The sequence below is a fragment of the Citrobacter sp. Cb028 genome (genome assembly GCF_030336705.1).
GTDB classification, from domain to species: domain Bacteria; phylum Pseudomonadota; class Gammaproteobacteria; order Enterobacterales; family Enterobacteriaceae; genus Citrobacter; species Citrobacter braakii.
The window spans coordinates 558,295-578,360 of the sequence record NZ_JAOWCZ010000034.1; the positions used below are offsets into that span (position 1 = coordinate 558,295).

Annotated in this window: 19 protein-coding genes, 5 tRNA genes and 1 other RNA gene; 14 read left to right on the plus strand and 11 right to left on the minus strand. The window is 52.3% G+C overall.

Annotated elements, in window-relative coordinates:
* Nucleotides 1-8: 8 nt before the first annotated feature.
* The 8 genes from OGV75_RS12150 (at nt 9) to pnuC (ending at nt 2,812) form a co-directional block, all read left to right on the plus strand.
* Nucleotides 9-84: transfer RNA gene (locus tag OGV75_RS12150), tRNA-Lys, on the plus strand.
* 26 nt (nt 85-110) lie between these two features.
* A tRNA-Val gene (locus OGV75_RS12155) sits at nt 111-186 on the plus strand.
* 3 nt (nt 187-189) lie between these two features.
* A tRNA-Lys gene (locus OGV75_RS12160) sits at nt 190-265 on the plus strand.
* 148 nt (nt 266-413) lie between these two features.
* A tRNA-Lys gene (locus OGV75_RS12165) sits at nt 414-489 on the plus strand.
* Nucleotides 490-521: 32 nt separating this feature from the next.
* Nucleotides 522-597 (plus strand) — tRNA-Lys (locus tag OGV75_RS12170).
* A gap of 29 nt (nt 598-626) precedes the next feature.
* Nucleotides 627-752, plus strand: a non-coding RNA gene (locus OGV75_RS12175) — RtT sRNA.
* A 269-nt stretch (nt 753-1,021) separates the two neighbouring features.
* Nucleotides 1,022-2,065 carry a quinolinate synthase NadA gene (nadA, locus tag OGV75_RS12180; RefSeq protein WP_200013821.1) on the plus strand — a complete coding sequence of 348 codons (1,044 nt, stop codon included), beginning with the start codon at nt 1,022-1,024 and terminating at the stop codon, nt 2,063-2,065.
* A 27-nt stretch (nt 2,066-2,092) separates the two neighbouring features.
* Entirely contained in the window at nt 2,093-2,812 is a 720-nt protein-coding gene (gene pnuC / locus OGV75_RS12185) for a nicotinamide riboside transporter PnuC (RefSeq protein WP_016152316.1), read from the plus strand.
* A gap of 5 nt (nt 2,813-2,817) precedes the next feature.
* Here pnuC and zitB read toward each other — a convergent pair whose 3' ends face one another.
* Nucleotides 2,818-3,759, minus strand: a complete 942-nt coding sequence (zitB, locus tag OGV75_RS12190; RefSeq protein ID WP_019076308.1) for a CDF family zinc transporter ZitB — start codon at nt 3,757-3,759, stop codon at nt 2,818-2,820.
* Nucleotides 3,760-3,872: 113 nt separating this feature from the next.
* Complete coding sequence (locus tag OGV75_RS12195; protein ID WP_016152318.1) at nt 3,873-4,247, minus strand: YbgS-like family protein; 375 nt, start codon at nt 4,245-4,247, stop codon at nt 3,873-3,875.
* A gap of 317 nt (nt 4,248-4,564) precedes the next feature.
* On the opposite strand from OGV75_RS12195, the gene aroG reads away from it, so the two are divergent.
* On the plus strand, nt 4,565-5,617 hold the full coding sequence (gene aroG, locus OGV75_RS12200) for a 3-deoxy-7-phosphoheptulonate synthase AroG (RefSeq protein WP_286480703.1): 1,053 nt from the start codon (nt 4,565-4,567) through the stop codon (nt 5,615-5,617).
* A gap of 157 nt (nt 5,618-5,774) precedes the next feature.
* Here the strand turns inward: aroG and gpmA are convergent, their stop codons facing one another.
* From gpmA to modE, 7 genes are all read right to left on the minus strand, one after another.
* On the minus strand, nt 5,775-6,527 hold the full coding sequence (gene gpmA, locus OGV75_RS12205; protein WP_003022999.1) for a 2,3-diphosphoglycerate-dependent phosphoglycerate mutase: 753 nt from the start codon (nt 6,525-6,527) through the stop codon (nt 5,775-5,777).
* A 232-nt stretch (nt 6,528-6,759) separates the two neighbouring features.
* Complete coding sequence (gene galM, locus OGV75_RS12210; RefSeq protein ID WP_053389684.1) at nt 6,760-7,800, minus strand: galactose-1-epimerase; 1,041 nt, start codon at nt 7,798-7,800, stop codon at nt 6,760-6,762.
* On the minus strand, nt 7,794-8,942 hold the full coding sequence (gene galK, locus OGV75_RS12215; RefSeq protein WP_047359465.1) for a galactokinase: 1,149 nt from the start codon (nt 8,940-8,942) through the stop codon (nt 7,794-7,796). The genes galM and galK overlap by 7 nt, the downstream gene beginning before the upstream one ends.
* A gap of 3 nt (nt 8,943-8,945) precedes the next feature.
* Nucleotides 8,946-9,992, minus strand: a complete 1,047-nt coding sequence (galT, locus tag OGV75_RS12220) for a galactose-1-phosphate uridylyltransferase (protein ID WP_016156021.1) — start codon at nt 9,990-9,992, stop codon at nt 8,946-8,948.
* Nucleotides 9,993-10,001: 9 nt separating this feature from the next.
* A complete protein-coding gene (galE, locus tag OGV75_RS12225; protein WP_151222839.1) occupies nt 10,002-11,018 on the minus strand; it encodes a UDP-glucose 4-epimerase GalE in 1,017 nt (338 codons plus the stop codon).
* Nucleotides 11,019-11,235: 217 nt separating this feature from the next.
* On the minus strand, nt 11,236-12,708 hold the full coding sequence (gene modF, locus OGV75_RS12230) for a molybdate ABC transporter ATP-binding protein ModF (RefSeq protein ID WP_115190808.1): 1,473 nt from the start codon (nt 12,706-12,708) through the stop codon (nt 11,236-11,238).
* A 67-nt stretch (nt 12,709-12,775) separates the two neighbouring features.
* Complete coding sequence (modE, locus tag OGV75_RS12235) at nt 12,776-13,564, minus strand: molybdenum-dependent transcriptional regulator (RefSeq protein WP_286480704.1); 789 nt, start codon at nt 13,562-13,564, stop codon at nt 12,776-12,778.
* Between the two features lie 130 nt (nt 13,565-13,694).
* On the opposite strand from modE, the gene OGV75_RS12240 reads away from it, so the two are divergent.
* The 4 genes from OGV75_RS12240 (at nt 13,695) to modC (ending at nt 16,569) form a co-directional block, all read left to right on the plus strand.
* Nucleotides 13,695-13,844 (plus strand): AcrZ family multidrug efflux pump-associated protein, encoded by a 150-nt coding sequence (locus OGV75_RS12240; RefSeq protein ID WP_003023026.1) that lies wholly within the window; start codon nt 13,695-13,697, stop codon nt 13,842-13,844.
* Nucleotides 13,845-14,045: 201 nt separating this feature from the next.
* On the plus strand, nt 14,046-14,819 hold the full coding sequence (gene modA / locus OGV75_RS12245) for a molybdate ABC transporter substrate-binding protein (protein ID WP_016152326.1): 774 nt from the start codon (nt 14,046-14,048) through the stop codon (nt 14,817-14,819).
* Nucleotides 14,819-15,508 (plus strand): molybdate ABC transporter permease subunit, encoded by a 690-nt coding sequence (modB, locus tag OGV75_RS12250; protein ID WP_016152327.1) that lies wholly within the window; start codon nt 14,819-14,821, stop codon nt 15,506-15,508. The genes modA and modB overlap by 1 nt, the downstream gene beginning before the upstream one ends.
* Nucleotides 15,509-15,510: 2 nt before the next feature.
* On the plus strand, nt 15,511-16,569 hold the full coding sequence (gene modC, locus OGV75_RS12255) for a molybdenum ABC transporter ATP-binding protein ModC (protein ID WP_016152328.1): 1,059 nt from the start codon (nt 15,511-15,513) through the stop codon (nt 16,567-16,569).
* Here modC and OGV75_RS12260 read toward each other — a convergent pair whose 3' ends face one another.
* A complete protein-coding gene (locus OGV75_RS12260) occupies nt 16,570-17,388 on the minus strand; it encodes a pyridoxal phosphatase (protein ID WP_181598439.1) in 819 nt (272 codons plus the stop codon).
* A gap of 165 nt (nt 17,389-17,553) precedes the next feature.
* On the opposite strand from OGV75_RS12260, the gene pgl reads away from it, so the two are divergent.
* A complete protein-coding gene (gene pgl, locus OGV75_RS12265; protein ID WP_204566068.1) occupies nt 17,554-18,549 on the plus strand; it encodes a 6-phosphogluconolactonase in 996 nt (331 codons plus the stop codon).
* Between the two features lie 115 nt (nt 18,550-18,664).
* Here pgl and OGV75_RS12270 read toward each other — a convergent pair whose 3' ends face one another.
* On the minus strand, nt 18,665-20,062 hold the full coding sequence (locus OGV75_RS12270) for a hypothetical protein (protein WP_047359461.1): 1,398 nt from the start codon (nt 20,060-20,062) through the stop codon (nt 18,665-18,667).
* Between the last annotated feature and the right edge of the window lie 4 nt (nt 20,063-20,066).

Consider the following 20,066-nt stretch of genomic DNA (forward strand, 5'->3'; position numbering starts at 1 on the left):
AAAAAAGTGGGGCGTTAGCTCAGTTGGTAGAGCAGTTGACTTTTAATCAATTGGTCGCAGGTTCGAATCCTGCACGCCCCACCACTTAATGCAGTATCCAGCGTAGTATCGGGTGATTAGCTCAGCTGGGAGAGCACCTCCCTTACAAGGAGGGGGTCGGCGGTTCGATCCCGTCATCACCCACCACTCGGGGCGTTAGCTCAGTTGGTAGAGCAGTTGACTTTTAATCAATTGGTCGCAGGTTCGAATCCTGCACGCCCCACCAACTTTAACATTGTACTCAGGTGTTAAACGTGAAGGATAACGTTGCTTTAGCAACGGCCCGCTAGGGCGAGACGAAGTCGAGTCATCCTGCACGCCCCACCAATTCTTATATTGGTATCGAGTAAAGAATTTTCAGGTGACATCCGAGCGGGTCGTTAGCTCAGTTGGTAGAGCAGTTGACTTTTAATCAATTGGTCGCAGGTTCGAATCCTGCACGACCCACCATCCTGAATAATTGAAGCAGTAAACCCCATACGGGGGCGTTAGCTCAGTTGGTAGAGCAGTTGACTTTTAATCAATTGGTCGCAGGTTCGAATCCTGCACGCCCCACCAGTGTAAAAAGGCGCCCTAAAGGCGCCTTTTTGCTATCTGCGACTTATAAGATTCGAACCTGCAGCAGGTTCGGGTCGAACGCAGTGAGACAACGGAGCCGTTCACGGCGACGGCCCGAAGGGCAAGCGAAGCGAGTCATCCTGCACGCCCCACCAGTGTAAAAAGGCGCCCTAAAGGCGCCTTTTTGCTATCTGCGATTTATAAGATTTCCTGATGTCCTTTGCTTATCAGCCTACAGACGACACTTCTCGTGTAGGCCGGATAAGACGTCAGACGCCATCCGGCATTCATCACACGCAATTATTGTGACTTTTCTGCGCCAATCCGCTATCTTGTTTAGCATACAAAACAAATCAAACCGAATATGGCGTGCGTCACGCTTTTAATCGGTTATTTCGTTAAGCCAGTGAAACGAGAAAGCAAGATGAGCGTGATGTTTGATCCAGAAGCAGCAATTTATCCGTTTCCGCCGAAGCCAGTACCGCTAAGTGTGGATGAAAAGCAATTTTATCGTGAAAAAATCAAGCGCCTGCTGAAAGAGCGTGATGCCGTTATGGTCGCGCATTATTACACCGATCCTGAAATTCAGCAGTTAGCGGAAGAGACCGGGGGCTGTATTTCTGATTCTCTGGAGATGGCGCGGTTCGGTGCAAAGCATTCTGCCTCTACGCTGCTGGTTGCGGGCGTGAGGTTTATGGGAGAAACTGCCAAAATTCTCAGCCCGGAAAAGACCATCCTGATGCCGACCTTACAGGCGGAATGTTCATTAGATCTGGGCTGTCCGATTGACGCGTTCAGCGCATTTTGCGACGCGCATCCGGATCGTACCGTGGTGGTTTACGCCAATACCTCTGCTGCCGTTAAAGCACGTGCGGACTGGGTCGTGACTTCCAGTATCGCGGTTGAACTTATTGAACATCTTGATAGTTTAGGTGAAAAAATCATCTGGGCTCCGGACAGACATCTGGGCAACTACGTGCAAAAACAGACCGACGCAGACGTGCTCTGTTGGCAGGGCGCCTGTATCGTCCACGACGAGTTTAAAACCCAGGCCTTAACACGCATGAAAGGGCTTTACCCTGATGCCGCGGTGCTGGTGCACCCGGAGTCCCCTCAGTCTATCGTTGATATGGCAGATGCGGTTGGCTCAACCAGCCAGCTCATCAACGCGGCTAAATCGTTACCGCATAAGCAGTTGATTGTGGCGACTGACCGGGGCATTTTTTACAAAATGCAGCAGGCCGTTCCGGATAAAGAGCTGCTTGAAGCTCCGACGGCTGGCGAGGGGGCAACCTGTCGCAGCTGTGCGCATTGTCCGTGGATGGCGATGAATGGCCTGAAAGCGATTGCTGAGGGCCTGGAACATGGCGGCGCGGCTCATGAGATACATGTTGAGGACTCGCTGAGAGAAGGGGCGCTGTTGCCGTTAAACCGTATGTTGGAATTTGCGGCTACACTTCGAGCGTAATTATTTATTTTTGCTCTGGGGGAAAAGATGGACTTTTTTAGCACGCAGAACATTCTGGTACATATTCCGATTGGCGCGGGTGGTTACGATTTGTCGTGGATCGAAGCCGTGGGAACGATCGCCGGGTTGCTGTGTATTGGCTTGGCGAGCCTTGAGAAAATCAGCAATTACTTCTTCGGTCTGATAAACGTCACGCTGTTTGCAATTATCTTCTTTCAGATCCAGCTCTATGCCAGCTTGTTGCTGCAAGTTTTCTTCTTTGCCGCAAATATCTACGGCTGGTATGCCTGGTCCCGGCAAACCAACCAGCATGAAGCGGAACTGAAAATTCGCTGGCTACCGCTTCCAAAAGCGATCGGCTGGCTGGCGGCTTGCGTGGTGGCGATCGGCCTGATGTCGATCTATATCGATCCGGTCTTTGCGTTCCTGACAGGCATTGCAGTGAATATTATGCAGGCATTGGGATTACAGGTTGTTGTGCCTGAACTACAACCCGATGCATTCCCGTTCTGGGACTCCTGCATGATGGTGCTGTCGATTGCGGCGATGATCCTGATGACGCGCAAATACGTTGAAAACTGGCTGCTGTGGGTGATCATTAACGTCATTAGCGTGGTGATCTTTGCCCTGCAAGGCGTATATGCCATGTCGCTGGAATATATGATCCTGACGGTTATCGCCCTGAACGGTAGCAGGATGTGGATTAACAGTGCGCGTGAGCGGGGTTCCCACGCGCTTTCTCATTAATGGTATTAATGGTGATGATGTGAATGGCCGGACACGCCCTGATACAGGTGACAGTCCGGCCCATTGCATGGCTGATACTCCATTTGGATTGTGGCGTGTTCAATCTGGTAGTGATGGATAAGGAAATGCTGAATACGCTCCAGCAACGCATCGTGATCGTGTGGCGGGATCACCTGAACATGCAGTGTCATTACCGGTTTTTCGCCCACCATCCAGACATGGACATGGTGAACGTTGCGGACTTCAGGAATATCCCGGCTGAGATGGCGCTGCAGTGCGGCGATATCCAGCGTCAGCGGGGCACCTTCCAGTAATTCATTAACGCTATCTTTTAGCAATCGCCAGGCGCTACGCAGCACCAGCACGGAAACCAGAATCGAGAGAATTGGGTCCGCGGGCGTCCAGCCCGTCCAGATAATAATCAGCGCAGCGATGATTGCCCCGACAGAGCCGAGTAAATCGCCCATCACATGCAGCGCCGCGGCGCGGACGTTCAGATTTTTCTCTTCACTGCCGCGATGTAAAACCCAAAAAGCGAGCACGTTGGCCAGTAGACCCGCGACAGCAATAACCATCATCATGCCGCCAGCCACGGGGCGAGGTGTCTGGAAGCGCTCAATCGCCTCCCAGACGATTAAAATGGTGATAACGACCAATGCGATGGCATTAACAAATGCGGCCAGCGTCGTGAGCCTCAGCCAGCCGAAGGTGTGTCGTATTGTGGGTGGGCGACGGGAAAACCGGACGGCCAGCAGCGCGAAAAGCAGCGCCGCAGCATCCGTGAGCATATGCCCGGCGTCGGCCAGCAAGGCCAGTGAACCAGAAAGTATTCCACCCACCACTTCAACCAACATAAATCCGGCTGTAATGCAGAATGCGAACATCAGTCGGCGGGCATTATTGTCCTTGGGTTGCTCAGAGGAAGTATGAGTATGTGCGTGCGCCATTATGCCATCCCTTTGTTATTCTCATCTTTACTGTATGCCATCATACCGTTTTTGGGATGATAAAATTAAAAAGGAGAGCTATTGCTCTCCCGTTATTAGCTTTAATTTCAGCGTTACTGCGTGGTGCCATCAGTTTTTGTGTCAACATCATTGTTGATGCCGTTTCCGGTCTCAACCTTCTTATTCACATCAGGGCAGCGACCGTCCTTACACATAGTGTTTTTGTGCATCTCATCTTTGGTCATCCCTTCATGGTTCATTGATGAACCGTCCGGGTGCAGCATTGTGCCACCTGAATTCACGTTACTGTTGTCGACATTATTTGGCGCCACGTTTTCGCGGGCGTCTGGGGCGACTTGTCCTGCATCAGCCGAGGAATTTGCCTGACCGTTATTGGACTGCGCGTTGCTTTCAGCAGCCAGTGCCGCGCCACTGGCGAGGCTGAGTGTAGCGGTAAGGAAGAGTGAAGCCAGCTTTGTCATATGCATAATATGCTCCTGTTAAGGTCGATATGTCGGATAACGTCTTCCAACAGTGCATGTGCCAGTTACATCATTAATATGTGGTTAATCGTTTTGCTATGGAAATTAAAACCAGCATAGAATCTTGAAATCTATGAAAATTAAAGTTGTTACAGTTAGAAATTGTAGTTTGGATCTCGTTTTTCGCTACTTTATTGCGTTTTTTTGGCCAATTCCAGGATTAATCCGTCCAAAGTGTAAAACCCCGTTTACACTTTATGACTGAAGATATAGATTGGAGGGATTGCATTCATTTATATAAGTATGGCAACGCTGGAATAATCATGAATTATCAGAACGACGATTTACGCATTAAAGAGATCAACGAGTTATTACCACCAGTCGCACTGCTGGAAAAATTCCCCGCTACTGAAAATGCCGCCAATACGGTGGCTAATGCCCGTAAGGCGATTCATAAAATTCTGAAAGGGAGCGACGATCGCCTTCTGGTGGTGATTGGGCCGTGCTCTATTCATGATCCGGCAGCTGCCAAAGAGTATGCCACTCGTCTGCTGGCGCTGCGCGAAGCGTTAAAAGGTGAGCTTGAAATCGTCATGCGCGTCTATTTTGAAAAACCGCGTACCACCGTTGGCTGGAAAGGGCTTATCAACGACCCGCACATGGACAACAGCTTCCAGATCAATGATGGGCTGCGCATTGCGCGTAAACTGCTGCTGGATATCAACGACAGCGGATTGCCGACTGCGGGTGAATTCCTCGATATGATCACCCCACAATATCTCGCCGATCTGATGAGCTGGGGCGCGATTGGGGCACGTACAACAGAATCTCAGGTGCACCGCGAGCTGGCATCGGGTCTGTCCTGCCCGGTTGGTTTTAAAAACGGTACCGATGGCACCATCAAAGTGGCGATTGATGCAATCAACGCTGCAGGGGCACCGCACTGCTTCCTGTCTGTCACCAAATGGGGTCATTCAGCGATCGTGAATACCAGTGGTAATGGTGATTGCCATATCATTCTGCGCGGTGGCAAAGAGCCGAACTACAGCGCTCAGCACGTTGCGGACGTGAAAGAAGGTCTGGTCAAAGCAGGACTCTCTGCGCAAGTGATGATCGACTTCAGCCATGCCAACTCCAGCAAGCAGTTCAAAAAGCAGATGGATGTTGCGAAAGATGTTTGCGGACAAGTCGCCGGTGGCGAAAAAGCAATTATTGGCGTGATGATCGAAAGCCATTTGGTGGAAGGTAATCAGAATCCGGATAGCGGTGAGCCGCTGACCTACGGTAAGAGTATCACCGACGCATGCATTGGTTGGGAAGATACCGATGCGGTGTTGCGTCAACTGGCGGATGCGGTAAAAGCGCGTCGCGGTTAACCAAGTCCCATAGGCCGGATAAGGCATCGCCGCCATCAGGCATTCCGGTGCAGACTGCCGGATGGCGGCGATGCCTTATCCGGCCTACATTTTCTGGTCGTGCCGAAATAAAAAAGCGTGGAGAAATCCACGCTTTGTCTTCAACTTACCGCGAAAATTACTTCGCTTTACCCTGGTTCGCAACGGCCGCCGCTTTTGCTGCGATCTCGTCAGCGTTACCCAGATAGTAGTGTTTGATCGGCTTGAAGTTTTCGTCGAACTCATACACTAGCGGTACGCCGGTCGGGATGTTCAGTTCAAGGATCTCATCTTCGCCCATGTTATCCAGGTATTTAACCAGCGCACGCAGAGAGTTACCGTGAGCGGCGATAATTACGCGCTCACCGCTTTTCATGCGCGGCAGAATGGTTTCATTCCAGTAAGGGATAACGCGATCGATGGTCAGCGCCAGGCTTTCGGTAACCGGTAACTCTTTGTCGGTCAGCTTCGCATAACGCGGATCGTGACCCGGATAACGCTCGTCGTCTTTGGTCAGTTCCGGCGGGGTAACCGCAAAGCCGCGACGCCACTGCTTAACCTGCTCATCACCGTATTTTTCCGCGGTTTCTGCTTTGTTCAAACCCTGCAGCGCACCGTAATGGCGTTCGTTCAGTTTCCAGGATTTCTCAACCGGCAGCCAGGCCTGATCCAGTTCGTCCAGTACGTTCCACAGGGTGTGGATGGCACGTTTCAGCACGGAGGTATAAGCAAAATCAAAGCTGTAGCCTTCCTCTTTCAGCAGTTTTCCTGCCGCTTTTGCTTCGCCCACGCCTTTCTCGGACAGATCAACATCATACCAACCGGTAAAACGGTTTTCGTTGTTCCACTGACTTTCACCGTGACGTACCAGAACCAGCTTAGTTACAGCCATACATTCACTCCTATAAATCATATCGAATGATAATAATTCTCATTATATTGCCGTAATGTGTAAGCGGCAATGCTTACGCATAACCATAGCGAAAATAGCGCTACAGTGTAAGGTTCTTGTGAACTCAAGGTTGCGATTTTGTCTTTGAGTGGTGGGGATTTGAGCGGTTCTACTGTGATTAACAAGCACCAGGCCCGAAAAGATACGTCATCGGGCCTGGGAGGGGAAACGATCAAGCTGGAATAAACTGATATTCCGTCACGCTGGCATACTCTTCACCCGGACGCAGGAAGCAATCCGCCTGTGGCCACTCAGGGTGGTTCGGGCTGTCCGGCAGAAATTCACTTTCCAGCGCCAGGCCTTGCCAGTCTTCGTAGGCCTCTGGCCCGCGGGAAGGCGTACCACCGAGGAAATTACCGGAGTAAAACTGCAATGCCGGGGCCGAGGTGTAGACCACCATCTGCAGTTTTTCATCCTGCGACCACAACTGAGCGACCGGCGTACGCGCGTTGCCCTGTGCCTGAAGCAGGAAGGCGTGATCGTAACCTTTCACCTTGCGCTGATCGTCATCGGCCAGAAATTCACTACTGATGATTTTAGGGGTGCGGAAATCGAACGTGCTACCGGCGACGGATTTCAGTCCATCATACGGGATACCCATTTCGTCAACCGGTAAGTACTCGTCCGCCAGAATTTGCAGCTTATGCTGGCGCACATCCGTTTTATCGCCGTCGAGGTTAAAATAGACGTGATTCGTCAGATTCACCGGGCAGGGTTTATCGACCGTGGCACGATAAGTTATCGAAATACGATTATCATCAGTCAGGCGATACTGCGCGGTGGCGCAAAGATGGCCTGGGAAGCCCTGATCGCCATCGTCAGACGTTAAGGCGAACAGCACCTGACGGTCATTCTGATTGACTATCTGCCAGCGACGTTTGTCGAAACCGTCTGGTCCGCCGTGCAGTTGGTTATTGCCCTGACTTGGCAGTAATTCAACGGTTTCGCCAGCAAAGGTATAGCGGCTGTTGGCGATACGGTTCGCGTAGCGGCCAATCGAAGCCCCCAGAAATGCAGCCTGTTCCGGGTATTGTTCCGGGCTGGCGCAGCCGAGTAATGCTTCGCGCACGCTACCATCGCTAAGCGGTATACGCGCAGAGAGCAGGGTAGCCCCCCAGTCCATGAGCGTGACTACCATCCCTGCGTCATTGCGCAGGGTGAGCAGGCGAAACGGTTGACCGTCCGGAGCCTGCACGGGGATTTCGTTTAACATTGTCCGGCTCCTTGTGAAGGTTTGCAGACGTAGAATGTTTCTTTAATACCGGTTTTTGCCTCGTACTGTGCGGCGACAGCCTGCTGAACGGCAGGAACCAAATCTTGCGGGATCAGCGCCACGATGCAGCCGCCGAAGCCGCCGCCGGTCATCCGCACACCGCCTTTATCACCGATGGTCGCTTTGACAATCTCTACCAGCGTATCAATTTGCGGCACCGTGATTTCAAAGTCATCGCGCATTGAGGCGTGAGATTCCGCCATCAGCTGGCCCATGCGCAGCAGGTCGCCTTTTTCCAGTGCCTGTGCGGCTTCAACGGTACGCGCATTTTCCGTGATGACGTGGCGCACGCGTTTGGCAACAATCGGATCCAGCTCGTGGGCGACAGCGTTAAACGCTTCGAGGCTGACATCACGCAGCGCTGGCTGCTGGAAGAAACGCGCGCCAGTTTCACACTGTTCGCGACGGGTGTTGTATTCGCTGCCGACCAGCGTGCGTTTAAAGTTGCTGTTGATGATCACCACCGCTACGCCCTCAGGCATAGAAACGGCTTTGGTGCCCAGCGTACGGCAGTCGATCAGCAGCGCATGATCTTTCTTGCCAAGAGCGGAGATCAGCTGATCCATGATGCCGCAGTTACAACCGACAAACTGGTTTTCAGCTTCCTGGCCATTCAGGGCAATCTGCGCGCCGTCGAGCGGCAGATGATAAAGCTGCTGGAATACCGTACCAACAGCGACTTCCAGTGAGGCAGAAGAGCTTAAGCCCGCACCCTGCGGGACGTTACCGCTGATCACCAGATCCGCGCCGCCAAAGGCGTTATTGCGCTTTTGCAGATGTTTTACCACGCCACGCACGTAGTTTGACCACTGCTGGCTATCGTGGGCGATAATCGGCGCATCGAGAGAGAACTCATCAACCTGATTGTCGTAATCAGCGGCGATGACGCGTACTTTTCGATCGTCGCGTGCCGCGCAGCTGATGACGGTTTGATAGTCGATGGCGCAGGGCAGAACGAAGCCGTCGTTATAATCGGTATGTTCGCCGATCAGGTTTACACGACCCGGTGCCTGAATAGTATGGGTGGCAGGGTAGCCAAACGTTTCTGTAAACAGAGATTGTGTTTTTTCTTTCAGACTCATTATTTACACTCCGGATTCGCGAAAATGGATGTCGCTGACCGCACGCAGTCGCTCAGCCGCTTGTTCTGCAGTCAGATCTCGCTGGGTTTCTGCCAGCATTTCATAACCGACCATAAATTTACGCACGGTCGCGGAACGCAGCAGCGGCGGGTAAAAGTGCGCGTGCAACTGCCAGTGTTCGTTTTCTTCACCGTTAAACGGCGCGCCGTGCCAGCCCATGGAGTAGGGGAATGAGCACTGGAACAGGTTGTCGTAACGACTGGTCAGTTTTTTCAACGCCAGCGCCAGGTCAGCACGCTGCTCGTTGGTCAAATCGGTAATACGCAGCACATGCGCTTTCGGCAGCAGCAGCGTTTCGAACGGCCACGCGGCCCAGTAAGGGACAACCGCCAGCCAGTGCTCAGTTTCAACGACCGTACGGCTGCCGTCTGCCAGTTCACGCTGGACGTAATCAACGAGCATCGGCGCGCCCTGTTCGGCGAAGTATGCTTTCTGTAGGCGATTTTCACGTTCAGCTTCGTTGGGCAAAAAGCTGTTGGCCCAAATTTGACCGTGCGGGTGCGGGTTCGAGCACCCCATCGCCGCGCCTTTATTCTCAAATACCTGCACCCAGGGATAGGTTTTCCCTAAGTCTTCGGTCTGCTCCTGCCACGTTTTTACGATTTCTGTCAGCGCAGGGACGCTGAGTTCTGGCAGCGTTTTGCTGTGATCTGGCGAGAAGCAAATTACGCGGCTGGTACCGCGCGCGCTCTGGCAACGCATCAACGGATCGTGACTGTCCGGCGCGTCCGGGGTATCGGACATCAGCGCCGCAAAATCATTGGTAAAAACATAGGTTCCGGTGTAATCCGGATTTACATCACCGGTAACGCGCGTATTGCCAGCACACAGGAAACAGTCCGGGTCATGTGCAGGCAGTACCTGCTTAGACGGGGTTTCCTGCGCCCCTTGCCACGGGCGTTTGGCGCGATGCGGTGATACGAGGATCCACTGCCCGGTGAGCGGGTTAAAACGGCGATGTGGATGATCGACAGGATTGAATTGCGTCATGATTGGTCCTTAATCCGAATATCCTTGCGGGTGGCGTGACTGCCAGTGCCAGGTGTCTTGTGCCATTTCATCCAGTGTGCGGGTCACGCGCCAGTTAAGCTCGCGATCGGCTTTGCTGGCATCTGCCCAGTAAGCCGGAAGATCGCCATCACGGCGCGGGGCGAAATGGTAATTAATGGGTTTACCGCAGGCTTTGCTGAAGGCGTTGACCACGTCCAGTACGCTGCTGCCGATGCCTGCTCCGAGGTTGTAAATATGCACACCCCGTTTGCCCGCCAGTTTTTCCATCGCGACGACGTGGCCGTCGGCGAGATCCATCACGTGGATGTAGTCGCGAACGCCGGTGCCATCTTCAGTTGGGTAGTCGTTGCCAAATATGGCAAGGGACTCGCGGCGGCCCACGGCAACTTGTGCGATGTAAGGCATCAGGTTGTTGGGAATACCTTGCGGATCTTCCCCCATATCGCCCGACGGATGAGCACCAACCGGGTTAAAGTAGCGCAGTAAGGCGATACTCCAGTCGGGGTGTGCTTTTTGCAGGTCGGTCAGGATTTGTTCTACCATCAGCTTGCTTTTGCCGTACGGACTTTGCGGAGTGCCGGTGGGGAAGCTTTCAACGTAAGGAATTTGTGGCTGATCGCCATAGACGGTTGCGGAGGAACTAAAAATGAAGTTTTTCACGTTGGCCGCGCGCATTGCATTCACCAGACGCAGGGTGCCATTGACGTTGTTGTCATAGTACTCCAACGGCTTGGCAACGGATTCTCCAACGGCTTTTAAACCCGCAAAATGAATGACCGTGTCAATGGCATGATCGTGTAGAATTTCGGTTATCAGCGCTTCGTTACGGATATCCCCTTCCACGAAGATCGGCTGCTTGCCACCTAAACGTTCAATGACGGGCAAAACGCTGCGTTTGCTGTTGCAGAGATTGTCCAGGATCACCACCTCGTGACCGTTTTTCAACAACTGCACGCAAGTGTGGCTTCCAATGTAACCGCTACCACCTGTAACCAATACTCTCATAATTCGCTCCGTTAAGCCTATGGTATGCAATAACCATAGCATAACAAAGATACGAAAAGTGTGACATGGAATAAATTAGTGGAATCGTTTACACTCCATAAGTTTCACGCATTTTTAATGGTTATTTTATTTTAAATCATTATGTTAGGTTGTTATTTCAGCGTTTGTCTGAAAAAAAGCAGAAAAAAAGGGCGTGATAAACGCCCTGCAATGAAAACTAACGCAGAGACGTTAGTCGATAGGTGTAGATGTCGTTCTCGGGCACAAACTCCAGTCGATGGGTAATGCAGGCTGGGGCATCTTCGGCGTGGTGAGAGACGAACAGCAGTTGAGTTTCACCTTCACCGATTAGCACATCCACAAAACGGCGAATCAGTTGGCGATTGAGCGGATCTAACCCTTGCAAAGGCTCGTCAAGGATCAACAACGTCGGGTGTTTAACCAGCGCGCGAACAATCAGTGCCAGCCGCTGCTGTCCCCAGGAAAGACTATGAAATGGCGCATCCGCGGTACGTTTATCGAAGCCAAGGATATCCAGCCACTGTTGCACCAGCTTTTGCTGCCTGTCGGAAACGGCCTGATAGATGCCGATTGAATCAAAATAACCAGAGAGAATAACGTTGCGAACTGTGGTACTCACCCGGTAATCCAGATGTAGACTGCTGCTGACGTAGCCGATGTGTTTTTTGATATCCCAGATAGTTTCACCGCTGCCACGGCGACGGCCAAACAGGGTCAGGTCGTTGCTGTAGCCCTGGGGGTGATCGCCGGTGATTAAACTGAGCAGAGTTGATTTTCCCGCACCGTTGGGGCCGACGATTTGCCAGTGTTCCCCCGGATTTACCTGCCAGCTCAAATGGTGAAGGATAGGGCGATCGTTATACGAGACCGTGCCATCGTTAAGCACAATTCGCGGCTCGTTATCTGACAACGTACGGCGCACCGAAGGCTCGTCCGGTTCAGGTAACTGAATTCCTTCCAGCCGCTCGCTATGGGCAAGCTGAGCGATTAATGCCTGTTGCAGAAGGTCGGTTTTTGCGCCGGTTTCTGTCAGCGTGCAATCGGCAAGTACGCCAGCAAACTGCACGAATTCGGGAATCTCATCAAAGCGGTTAAGTACCAGCACCAGCGTAAAGCCGGCCTGATGCAACTCCGCGAGCAGTTCTGCTAACTGACGGCGTGACGCCACGTCCAGCCCGTCAAAGGGCTCATCAAGGATCAGTAAATCCGGCGCGGACATTAACGCCTGACAGAGCAGGGTTTTGCGTGTTTCACCGGTGGAAAGGTATTTGAAACGCCTGTTGAGCAGGGAAGAAATGCCAAACTGCTGCGCCAACGCAGCGCAGCGGACGGGATCGTTGATCTCATCCTGGATGATTTCGGCGGTGGTGCGCCCGGTGTCGTCTTCACCGGGACTAAGAAGATCGGTGTTGTTTCGCTGCCACTCGTCGCTGACTAGCTTTTGTAGCTGCTCAAAGGAGAGTCGGGTAATACGCGTGAACTGACAGTGGCGCTCGCCTTTCAGAAGCGGCAGCTCACCCGCCAGTGCGCGGGCCAGCGCGGATTTCCCGCTCCCGTTAGCGCCAACAAACGCCCAGCTATCACCCGCGTTTAACGTCAACGCATCTAACTGGAGCGTTTTTGTGTCGCTAAGACGAAATGTGCCTTGCGAAATTTGCAACGATGACATTTTGTATCCCATTATTTGCAGCGATTAATAACAGGGATACGTGTTCTTCAGGCTGATGTCAATCTACTCAGCACAGCGTGGCGATAATCACTCTGTCAGCATTAAACCAGGCGGTGACGTTAGCGCCTTCTTGCAGCGTTGCGGCGTCCTGGGCCGGAACGGTGGCGCACAGCGTCTGGCCGTCTGGCAACGTCATCAGCACTTCACACTGTTCCGCACCGCGTTCAATATGGCTAATCGTGCCCTGCAACTGGTTATCGGCGGTCTGAGCGATGGCGTCGTCCTGAGTGATTCCCACCCACGGCGCTTTCAGCAGAATCAGTACTTCTTTGCCTTCCTCAAGACCCAGACGCTCGCCGCTTTGCGCAGTGATCGCCACTTTCAGGCGCGTTTCGCCATCGGCCAGCAGGACGTCGACATGCTGCTGGACCTGATCGTGGTCGCGGGCGGTGATTGTGCCAAACCATTGGTTACGGGCGCTGGTTTGCAGTGAAAATCGAGAGATAGCCGCCAGCAGGCTATTGAGCGGTAGCGCATCGTCATCGCTCAAAACATCAAAGGCTTTTTGTTGGATCTGCGCCAGCAAATCATACAACTGGATTAAGCGTTGGCCGTAGCGCGTTAATACCGCGCCGCCGCCGCCTTTGCCGCCTGTGGCGCGCTCAACCAGCGTCTGCTCGCTGAGTTGGTTCATTTCGTTAATCGCATCCCAGGCGCTTTTGTAGCTAATACCTGCATCCTTCGCGCCCTGACTGATAGAGCCGGAAAGCGCAATATGCTTAAGCAGAGAAATGCGACGGGGATCGGCAAACAGTTTTTGCTGAAGTTTCAGCGTAAGAAGGATTTCGGCCTGCATCACAAGCTCCTGGCAAAAAAGGGTATTGTGACGGAAAACCGTGCCTGAGCAAAGCCGACCGCACAAAAGGGGAGTGCTTTTCTGCGTTATGTGGTTAGAATACAGCTAAGGACTACATCTGGAGTTGACCATGTTAGAGTTATTGAAAAGTCTGGTATTCGCCGTAATCATGGTACCTGTGGTAATGGCCATCATTCTGGGTCTGATTTACGGACTGGGTGAAGTGTTCAACATTTTCTCCGGTATCGGTCAAAAAGACCAGTCCAGACAGAATCATTGATTCCCCAAACGCCCGCTCAGTCGGGCGTTTATATTTTTTACGCCTCCCAACCCGTTTTCTCAGTCTACCGTTTCTCAAGATCCTGCTTTCCCTGCCGATATTTTCTTCGTGTAACCTCAAATTGGTATCAATAACCACTGGGAAAATCCTGGTTTACTCGTTATATTTGCGACTACATAACGAAACTCAAAGGAGTTACAGATGGCACGTACATGGTTACGCTTGTTTGCCGGGGCAACACTTTCTCTTACTGTTGCCGGGCATGCGCTGGCGGATGAAGGAAAAATTACTGTTTTCGCAGCGGCTTCACTGACTAACGCGATGCAGGATATTGCGACGCAATACAAAAAAGAGAAGAACGTTGATGTTGTCTCCTCTTTTGCGTCTTCTTCCACGCTGGCGCGCCAGATTGAAGCAGGCGCACCGGCCGATCTGTTTATCTCTGCCGATCAGAAATGGATGGATTACGCGGTAGACAAAAAGTCGATTGATACCGCAACGCGTGAAACGCTGTTGGGTAACAGCCTGGTGGTTGTCGCACCGAAAGACAGTGCGCAGAAAGACTTCACCATCGACAGCAAAACCAACTGGACCCGTTTGTTAAATGGTGGGCGTCTGGCCGTTGGCGATCCGGAACATGTTCCGGCGGGCATTTATGCTAAAGAAGCGCTGCAAAAACTGGGGGCATGGGATACCCTGGCCCCGAAACTGGCACCTGCCGAAGATGTGCGCGGTGCGCTGGCGCTGGTAGAGCGTAACGAAGCGCCGCTGGGGATCGTCTATGGTTCCGATGCTGTCGCCAGCAAGGGTGTAAAAGTTGTTGCGACTTTCCCGGAAGATTCACACAAAAAAGTGGAATACCCTATCGCAATTGTTGATGGGCACAAAAACGCAACGGTCAGCGCGTTCTATGATTACCTGAAAGGACCGCAGGCTGCTGAAATCTTTAAACGTTATGGATTTACGACCAAGTAATGATACTGACCGATCCTGAATGGCAGGCCGTTATACTGAGCCTGAAAGTTTCTTCCCTGGCTGTGTTGTTTAGTCTGCCGTTTGGGATCTTCTTTGCCTGGCTGCTTGTGCGATGCAAGTTCCCGGGCAAAGCGCTGCTCGACAGCGTTCTGCATTTGCCGCTGGTACTGCCGCCGGTCGTGGTGGGCTATCTGCTGTTGGTCGCCATGGGACGCCGCGGATTCATTGGCGAATGGCTGTATGACTGGTTTGGCATTACCTTTGCCTTTAGCTGGCGCGGTGCGGTACTGGCTGCGGCGGTGATGTCTTTCCCGCTTATGGTTCGGGCTATTCGTCTGGCGCTGGAAGGTGTCGATGTCAAGCTGGAGCAGGCAGCCCGCACGCTGGGCGCTGGACGCTGGCGCGTATTTGTGACGATTACTTTACCGCTGATGCTACCCGGCATTATTGTCGGTACGGTGCTGGCGTTCGCGCGTTCCCTCGGGGAATTTGGCGCAACGATTACCTTTGTCTCCAATATTCCTGGCGAAACCCGCACTATCCCGTCGGCGATGTATACCCTGATCCAGACCCCTGGCGGCGAAAGTGCGGCGGCAAGGTTATGTATCATTTCTATTGTGTTAGCGCTGATTTCACTGCTGATTTCTGAATGGCTGGCGCGTATTAGCCGTGAACGGACGGGGCGGTAATCATGCTGGAACTTAATTTCTCCCAAACGCTGGGGACGCATTGCCTGACGCTCAACGAAACGCTGCCAGCCAGTGGGATCACCGCTATTTTTGGCGTTTCCGGCGCGGGTAAAACCTCGCTGATTAACGCCATCAGCGGCCTGACGCAGCCGCAGTCCGGGCGCATCGTGCTTAACGGACGGGTTTTGAACGACGTCGAGAACGGTATCTGTTTAACGCCCGAAAAACGCCGGGTGGGCTATGTTTTCCAGGATGCGCGCCTGTTTCCGCATTATAAAGTGCGCGGCAACCTGCGTTACGGTATGGCGAAAAGTATGGCCGGACAGTTTGATAAGCTGGTGGCCCTGTTGGGCATTGAATCGCTGCTTGACCGTCTGCCCGGCGGGCTTTCTGGCGGTGAAAAACAGCGCGTAGCCATCGGTCGGGCGCTGCTTACCGCGCCGGAACTGTTGTTGCTTGATGAGCCGTTAGCCTCGCTGGATATCCCGCGTAAGCGTGAACTGTTGCCTTACCTGCAACGCCTGGCGCGTGAAATTAATATTCCGATGCTGTACGTCAGCCACTCGCTCGATGAAATCTTGCACCTGGCTGACAAAGTGATGGTGCTGGAAAACGGGCAGGTCAAAGCGTTCGGTTCGCTGGAAGATGTCTGGGGCAGCAGCGTGATGCACCCGTGGCTACCAAAGGAACAGCAAAGCAGCATTCTGAAAGTCAGCGTGCTGGAACATCATCCACATTACGCAATGACTGCACTGGCGCTTGGCGATCAGCATCTATGGGTCAATAAGCTGGATCAACCGCTGCAAACTGCGCTGCGTATTCGTATTCAGGCATCTGATGTTTCGCTGGTGCTTCAACCGCCGCAGCAGACCAGTATTCGTAACGTGCTGCGGGCGAAAGTCGCGCAGTGCTATGACGATAATGGTCAGGTGGAGGTTCAGCTTGAAGTGGGCGGTAAAACGCTGTGGGCGAGGATCAGCCCGTGGGCCAGGGATGAACTGGGTATCAAACCTGGCCTGTGGCTGTACGCGCAAATTAAGAGCGTATCGATTACCGCGTGATTACAGCAGGTGGGAGTAGATAAATTTCGCGATGCTGTCGGTGGTGTTGTCACCAATTACGATGTTGGCGCGGGCTTTGACCGCGTCGTCCGCATTACCCATCGCCACGCCGGTACCTGCAGCTTCCAGCATGCTGATATCGTTAAAGTTGTCACCAAAGGCAATGACGTTTTCCATTGACCCGCCCTGTGCTTCAATCCACTGGGTAAGGCGTCGTCCTTTGCTGTTGCCTTTACGGGCAATGTCGACCTGATCGTGCCAGGACCATTCACACTCCAGCCCCAACTGTTGTTCAACATGCTTACCAAACTGCTGCAGTTTCGGAATATCTTCGTCGGTGAGGGCAAATTTCCAGACGGCGTTAACGTCATGTGCGGCCTGCGCCAGCGAAGGCACCTGGGTGAAGGTCGGGCGCTGTTCCGGCGGCAGGGTTTGCGCCCAGTTAGCGGTACGCACCACATGCCCGGTTGGGCGCTCATACAGCATGGCCTCATCCACATACATCAGCCCGTGGATCTGATGTTCATCCAGCATTTCGATCAGCTGTAATGCCTGGTTTACCGGTAGGGGATCGGATTCCAGTACCTTTTTTGCCTGATAATCATACAAGTAGGTGCCGTTGCAGCAAATTGCAGGTGTATCCAGCGCCAGTGCCTGATAAAAAGGATGAATAGCAACGTGATGGCGACCTGTGACAATGATAAGTTGGTATCCTGCTTCTCTGGCGCGCGCGAGCGCTTCAACAGAGGATGGCAGTAAGGTTTTTTTCGGAGTCAACAGGGTACCGTCTAAATCCAGGGCAATCACGCGTGCGGTCATAGTTATTTCCAGATTAAGGTTGAGAATTTTATCTACTGGAATGGTACACCGAGACGGGAGCCGGACAAAATTCTGCGCCTTAATTAAGCATTCACCGTTAAAAGCGTCTACCTTAGGCGTGTGTCAGGCAATTGCAGCCACCTGCCAAAAAGCAAAGGAGTATTCATGAAGCAAACCGTTTATACCGCCAGCCCTGAAAGTCAGCAAATCCACGTCTGGAGCCTGAATCATGATGGTTCTTTGACACTGACGCAGGTGGTTGATGTGCCGGGTCAGGTACAGCCGATGGTCGTCAGCCCGGATAAGCGCTACCTCTATGTTGGCGTGCGCCCGGAGTTTCGCGTGTTGGCTTACCGCATTGCGCCTGATGACGGTGCGCTGACCTTCGCGGCGGAGTCTGAGCTGCCGGGTAGCCCGACGCATATTTCTACCGATCATCAGGGACGTTTCGTGTTTGTCGGCTCTTATAACGCCGGGAGCGTGAGCGTCACGCGTCTGGAAGATGGCCTGCCGGTGGAACAGGTTGACGTGGTTGAAGGTCTGGACGGCTGCCACTCGGCCAACATCTCACCGGATAACCGTATCCTGTGGGTTCCGGCGTTGAAACAGGATCGTATCTGTCTGTTTGAGGTAAGCGATGATGGACATCTGGTGGCGCAGGAACCGGCGGAAGTGACCACCGTTGAAGGTGCTGGCCCGCGTCATATGACGTTCCATCCGAATAAGCAATTTGCCTACTGTGTGAATGAGCTGAACAGCTCCGTTGACGTCTGGGCGCTGAAAGATCCGTACGGCAAGATTGAGTGTGTGCAGACGCTGGATATGATGCCGGCTGATTTCACTGATACCCGTTGGGCAGCGGATATTCACATTACACCGGATGGTCGTCATCTGTACGCCTGTGACCGCACCGCAAGCCTGATTACGATCTTTAGCGTGTCTGAAGATGGCAGCGTGCTGACCAAAGAGGGTTTCCAGCCTACTGAAACTCAGCCGCGCGGTTTTAATATCGATCACAGCGGTAAGTACCTGATTGCCGCCGGGCAAAAATCGCACCATATCGCGGTGTATGAGATTGCTGGCGAGCAGGGGCTGCTGGCAGAGAAGGGGCGTTATGCGGTGGGTCAGGGACCGATGTGGGTCGTGGTGAACGCCTACTAACGCCATCAGTTAGAGCAGGAAAAGCCTGTCCAAAGATAAAAAGCGAGGTTTACATCCGTGTGAACCTCGCGGGTAACAAATTAACTCATACGGCGCAGACGCCGCCGGTCAGCTATTAATACCGCGTCTTGTAGGCACAATTAGCCTTAAGGTATTCCTCTTCTGTTGCCCCATTAAGTTCTGCCCCGTCAGGGACTACTTCAGGGCCTTCTGAACATTTCCAGTCATATTTGCGAAGACTAACCCCCACTCCACCTCGTGTACCGTCCACGGACACGTTATTCTTTGCCATACGGGAGGGACCATTTAACACCATATGATCGAGAGATTTAAGGTTCACCTCCAGATAGTCAATATTTTTGAAATCCAGAAGAGGCCCGTAGTTGCCGTAACCGACATATTTGTCGTCGTGTCCGTCGTTGCTTATATCTCCATTCCAGTGAAAGTCGGACGCAAACAGATTTATATTTCTGTAAGAGCTAAAACCTTTATTATAAAATGGTACCATATAGCTGATAGGTTCACCTAAATTAACCCCCGTCTTGTCCTGCGACGAGACAAATTCCATCTTATAGCTGTCAGGATCGTCAGGAGCAATGTTGGTATATTTAAACGCTATAATGGGAAAAGTATGAAGATCGTGACTTTGAGCTTCAAACCCCATTACCTCAATAACCATATACTTCAGATTATTACTGGGGATATAGATATAGCCGCTGGGGGTATTGCCAGAGCCACCGCAATATAATGGACCTGCATCATTACAGATACTTGAATCTTGCGAATTGAACATAGCAGAAAGGTGGACATCGTTATCTGGATTAGTAACTTTAGCATCATAGGTTCCATCAGGTCGAAGTGTGCGCGTGGTGCCTGGGATGTTCTCTATGCCATTTCCACAGTATTCAAATCCATCATAAAAACCCCGAAAAAATCGCGTTCTCCTGCCATTAAAAGCATGATTTAAATCTTGATTTCTCACTAGATCGGGACAAACTCCATCGTCAAGGTATTTGGGGGAGCCTACCGTATCACCGTTGAATAGATGGTTAGAATAAACCCATACTAACCCTTCCAGATGCTCTGTTGATCCAAGTTGATACAGTTTTCCACCAGAGCTACGGTCCTCATTTCCATCTTCAGCATTAGCCAAAGTAACGTTACACGGGGCTTCGTTCCCAAATGAACAATTTGGCAGATTTGGCCCAACAAGAGAAGCATGCGAACGCCCCCGCTCCTGATCGATTCCCTTAGTTTTCCAGTAAACATTCACGCCTGTGATCTGATAGTTAATACCCGCTGTCTGTCCCAGGCGGCTAAAATCACTCGAAACCTTAACGAGAAAATAATGTGATCCCGGCAGTTTCAGCGGTGGCTGCGGAGGCAGAAAGCCAAAATGCCCTTTGCTGTTCTCTGGCTCCTGAGTGTCGTCACTTGCCAACACTCCTGGGTTAAAAAGCAGCGCTGCCGCCAGCAACCCCGCCGATAAAGCGATCCTTTTCTTTTTTTCCATTATG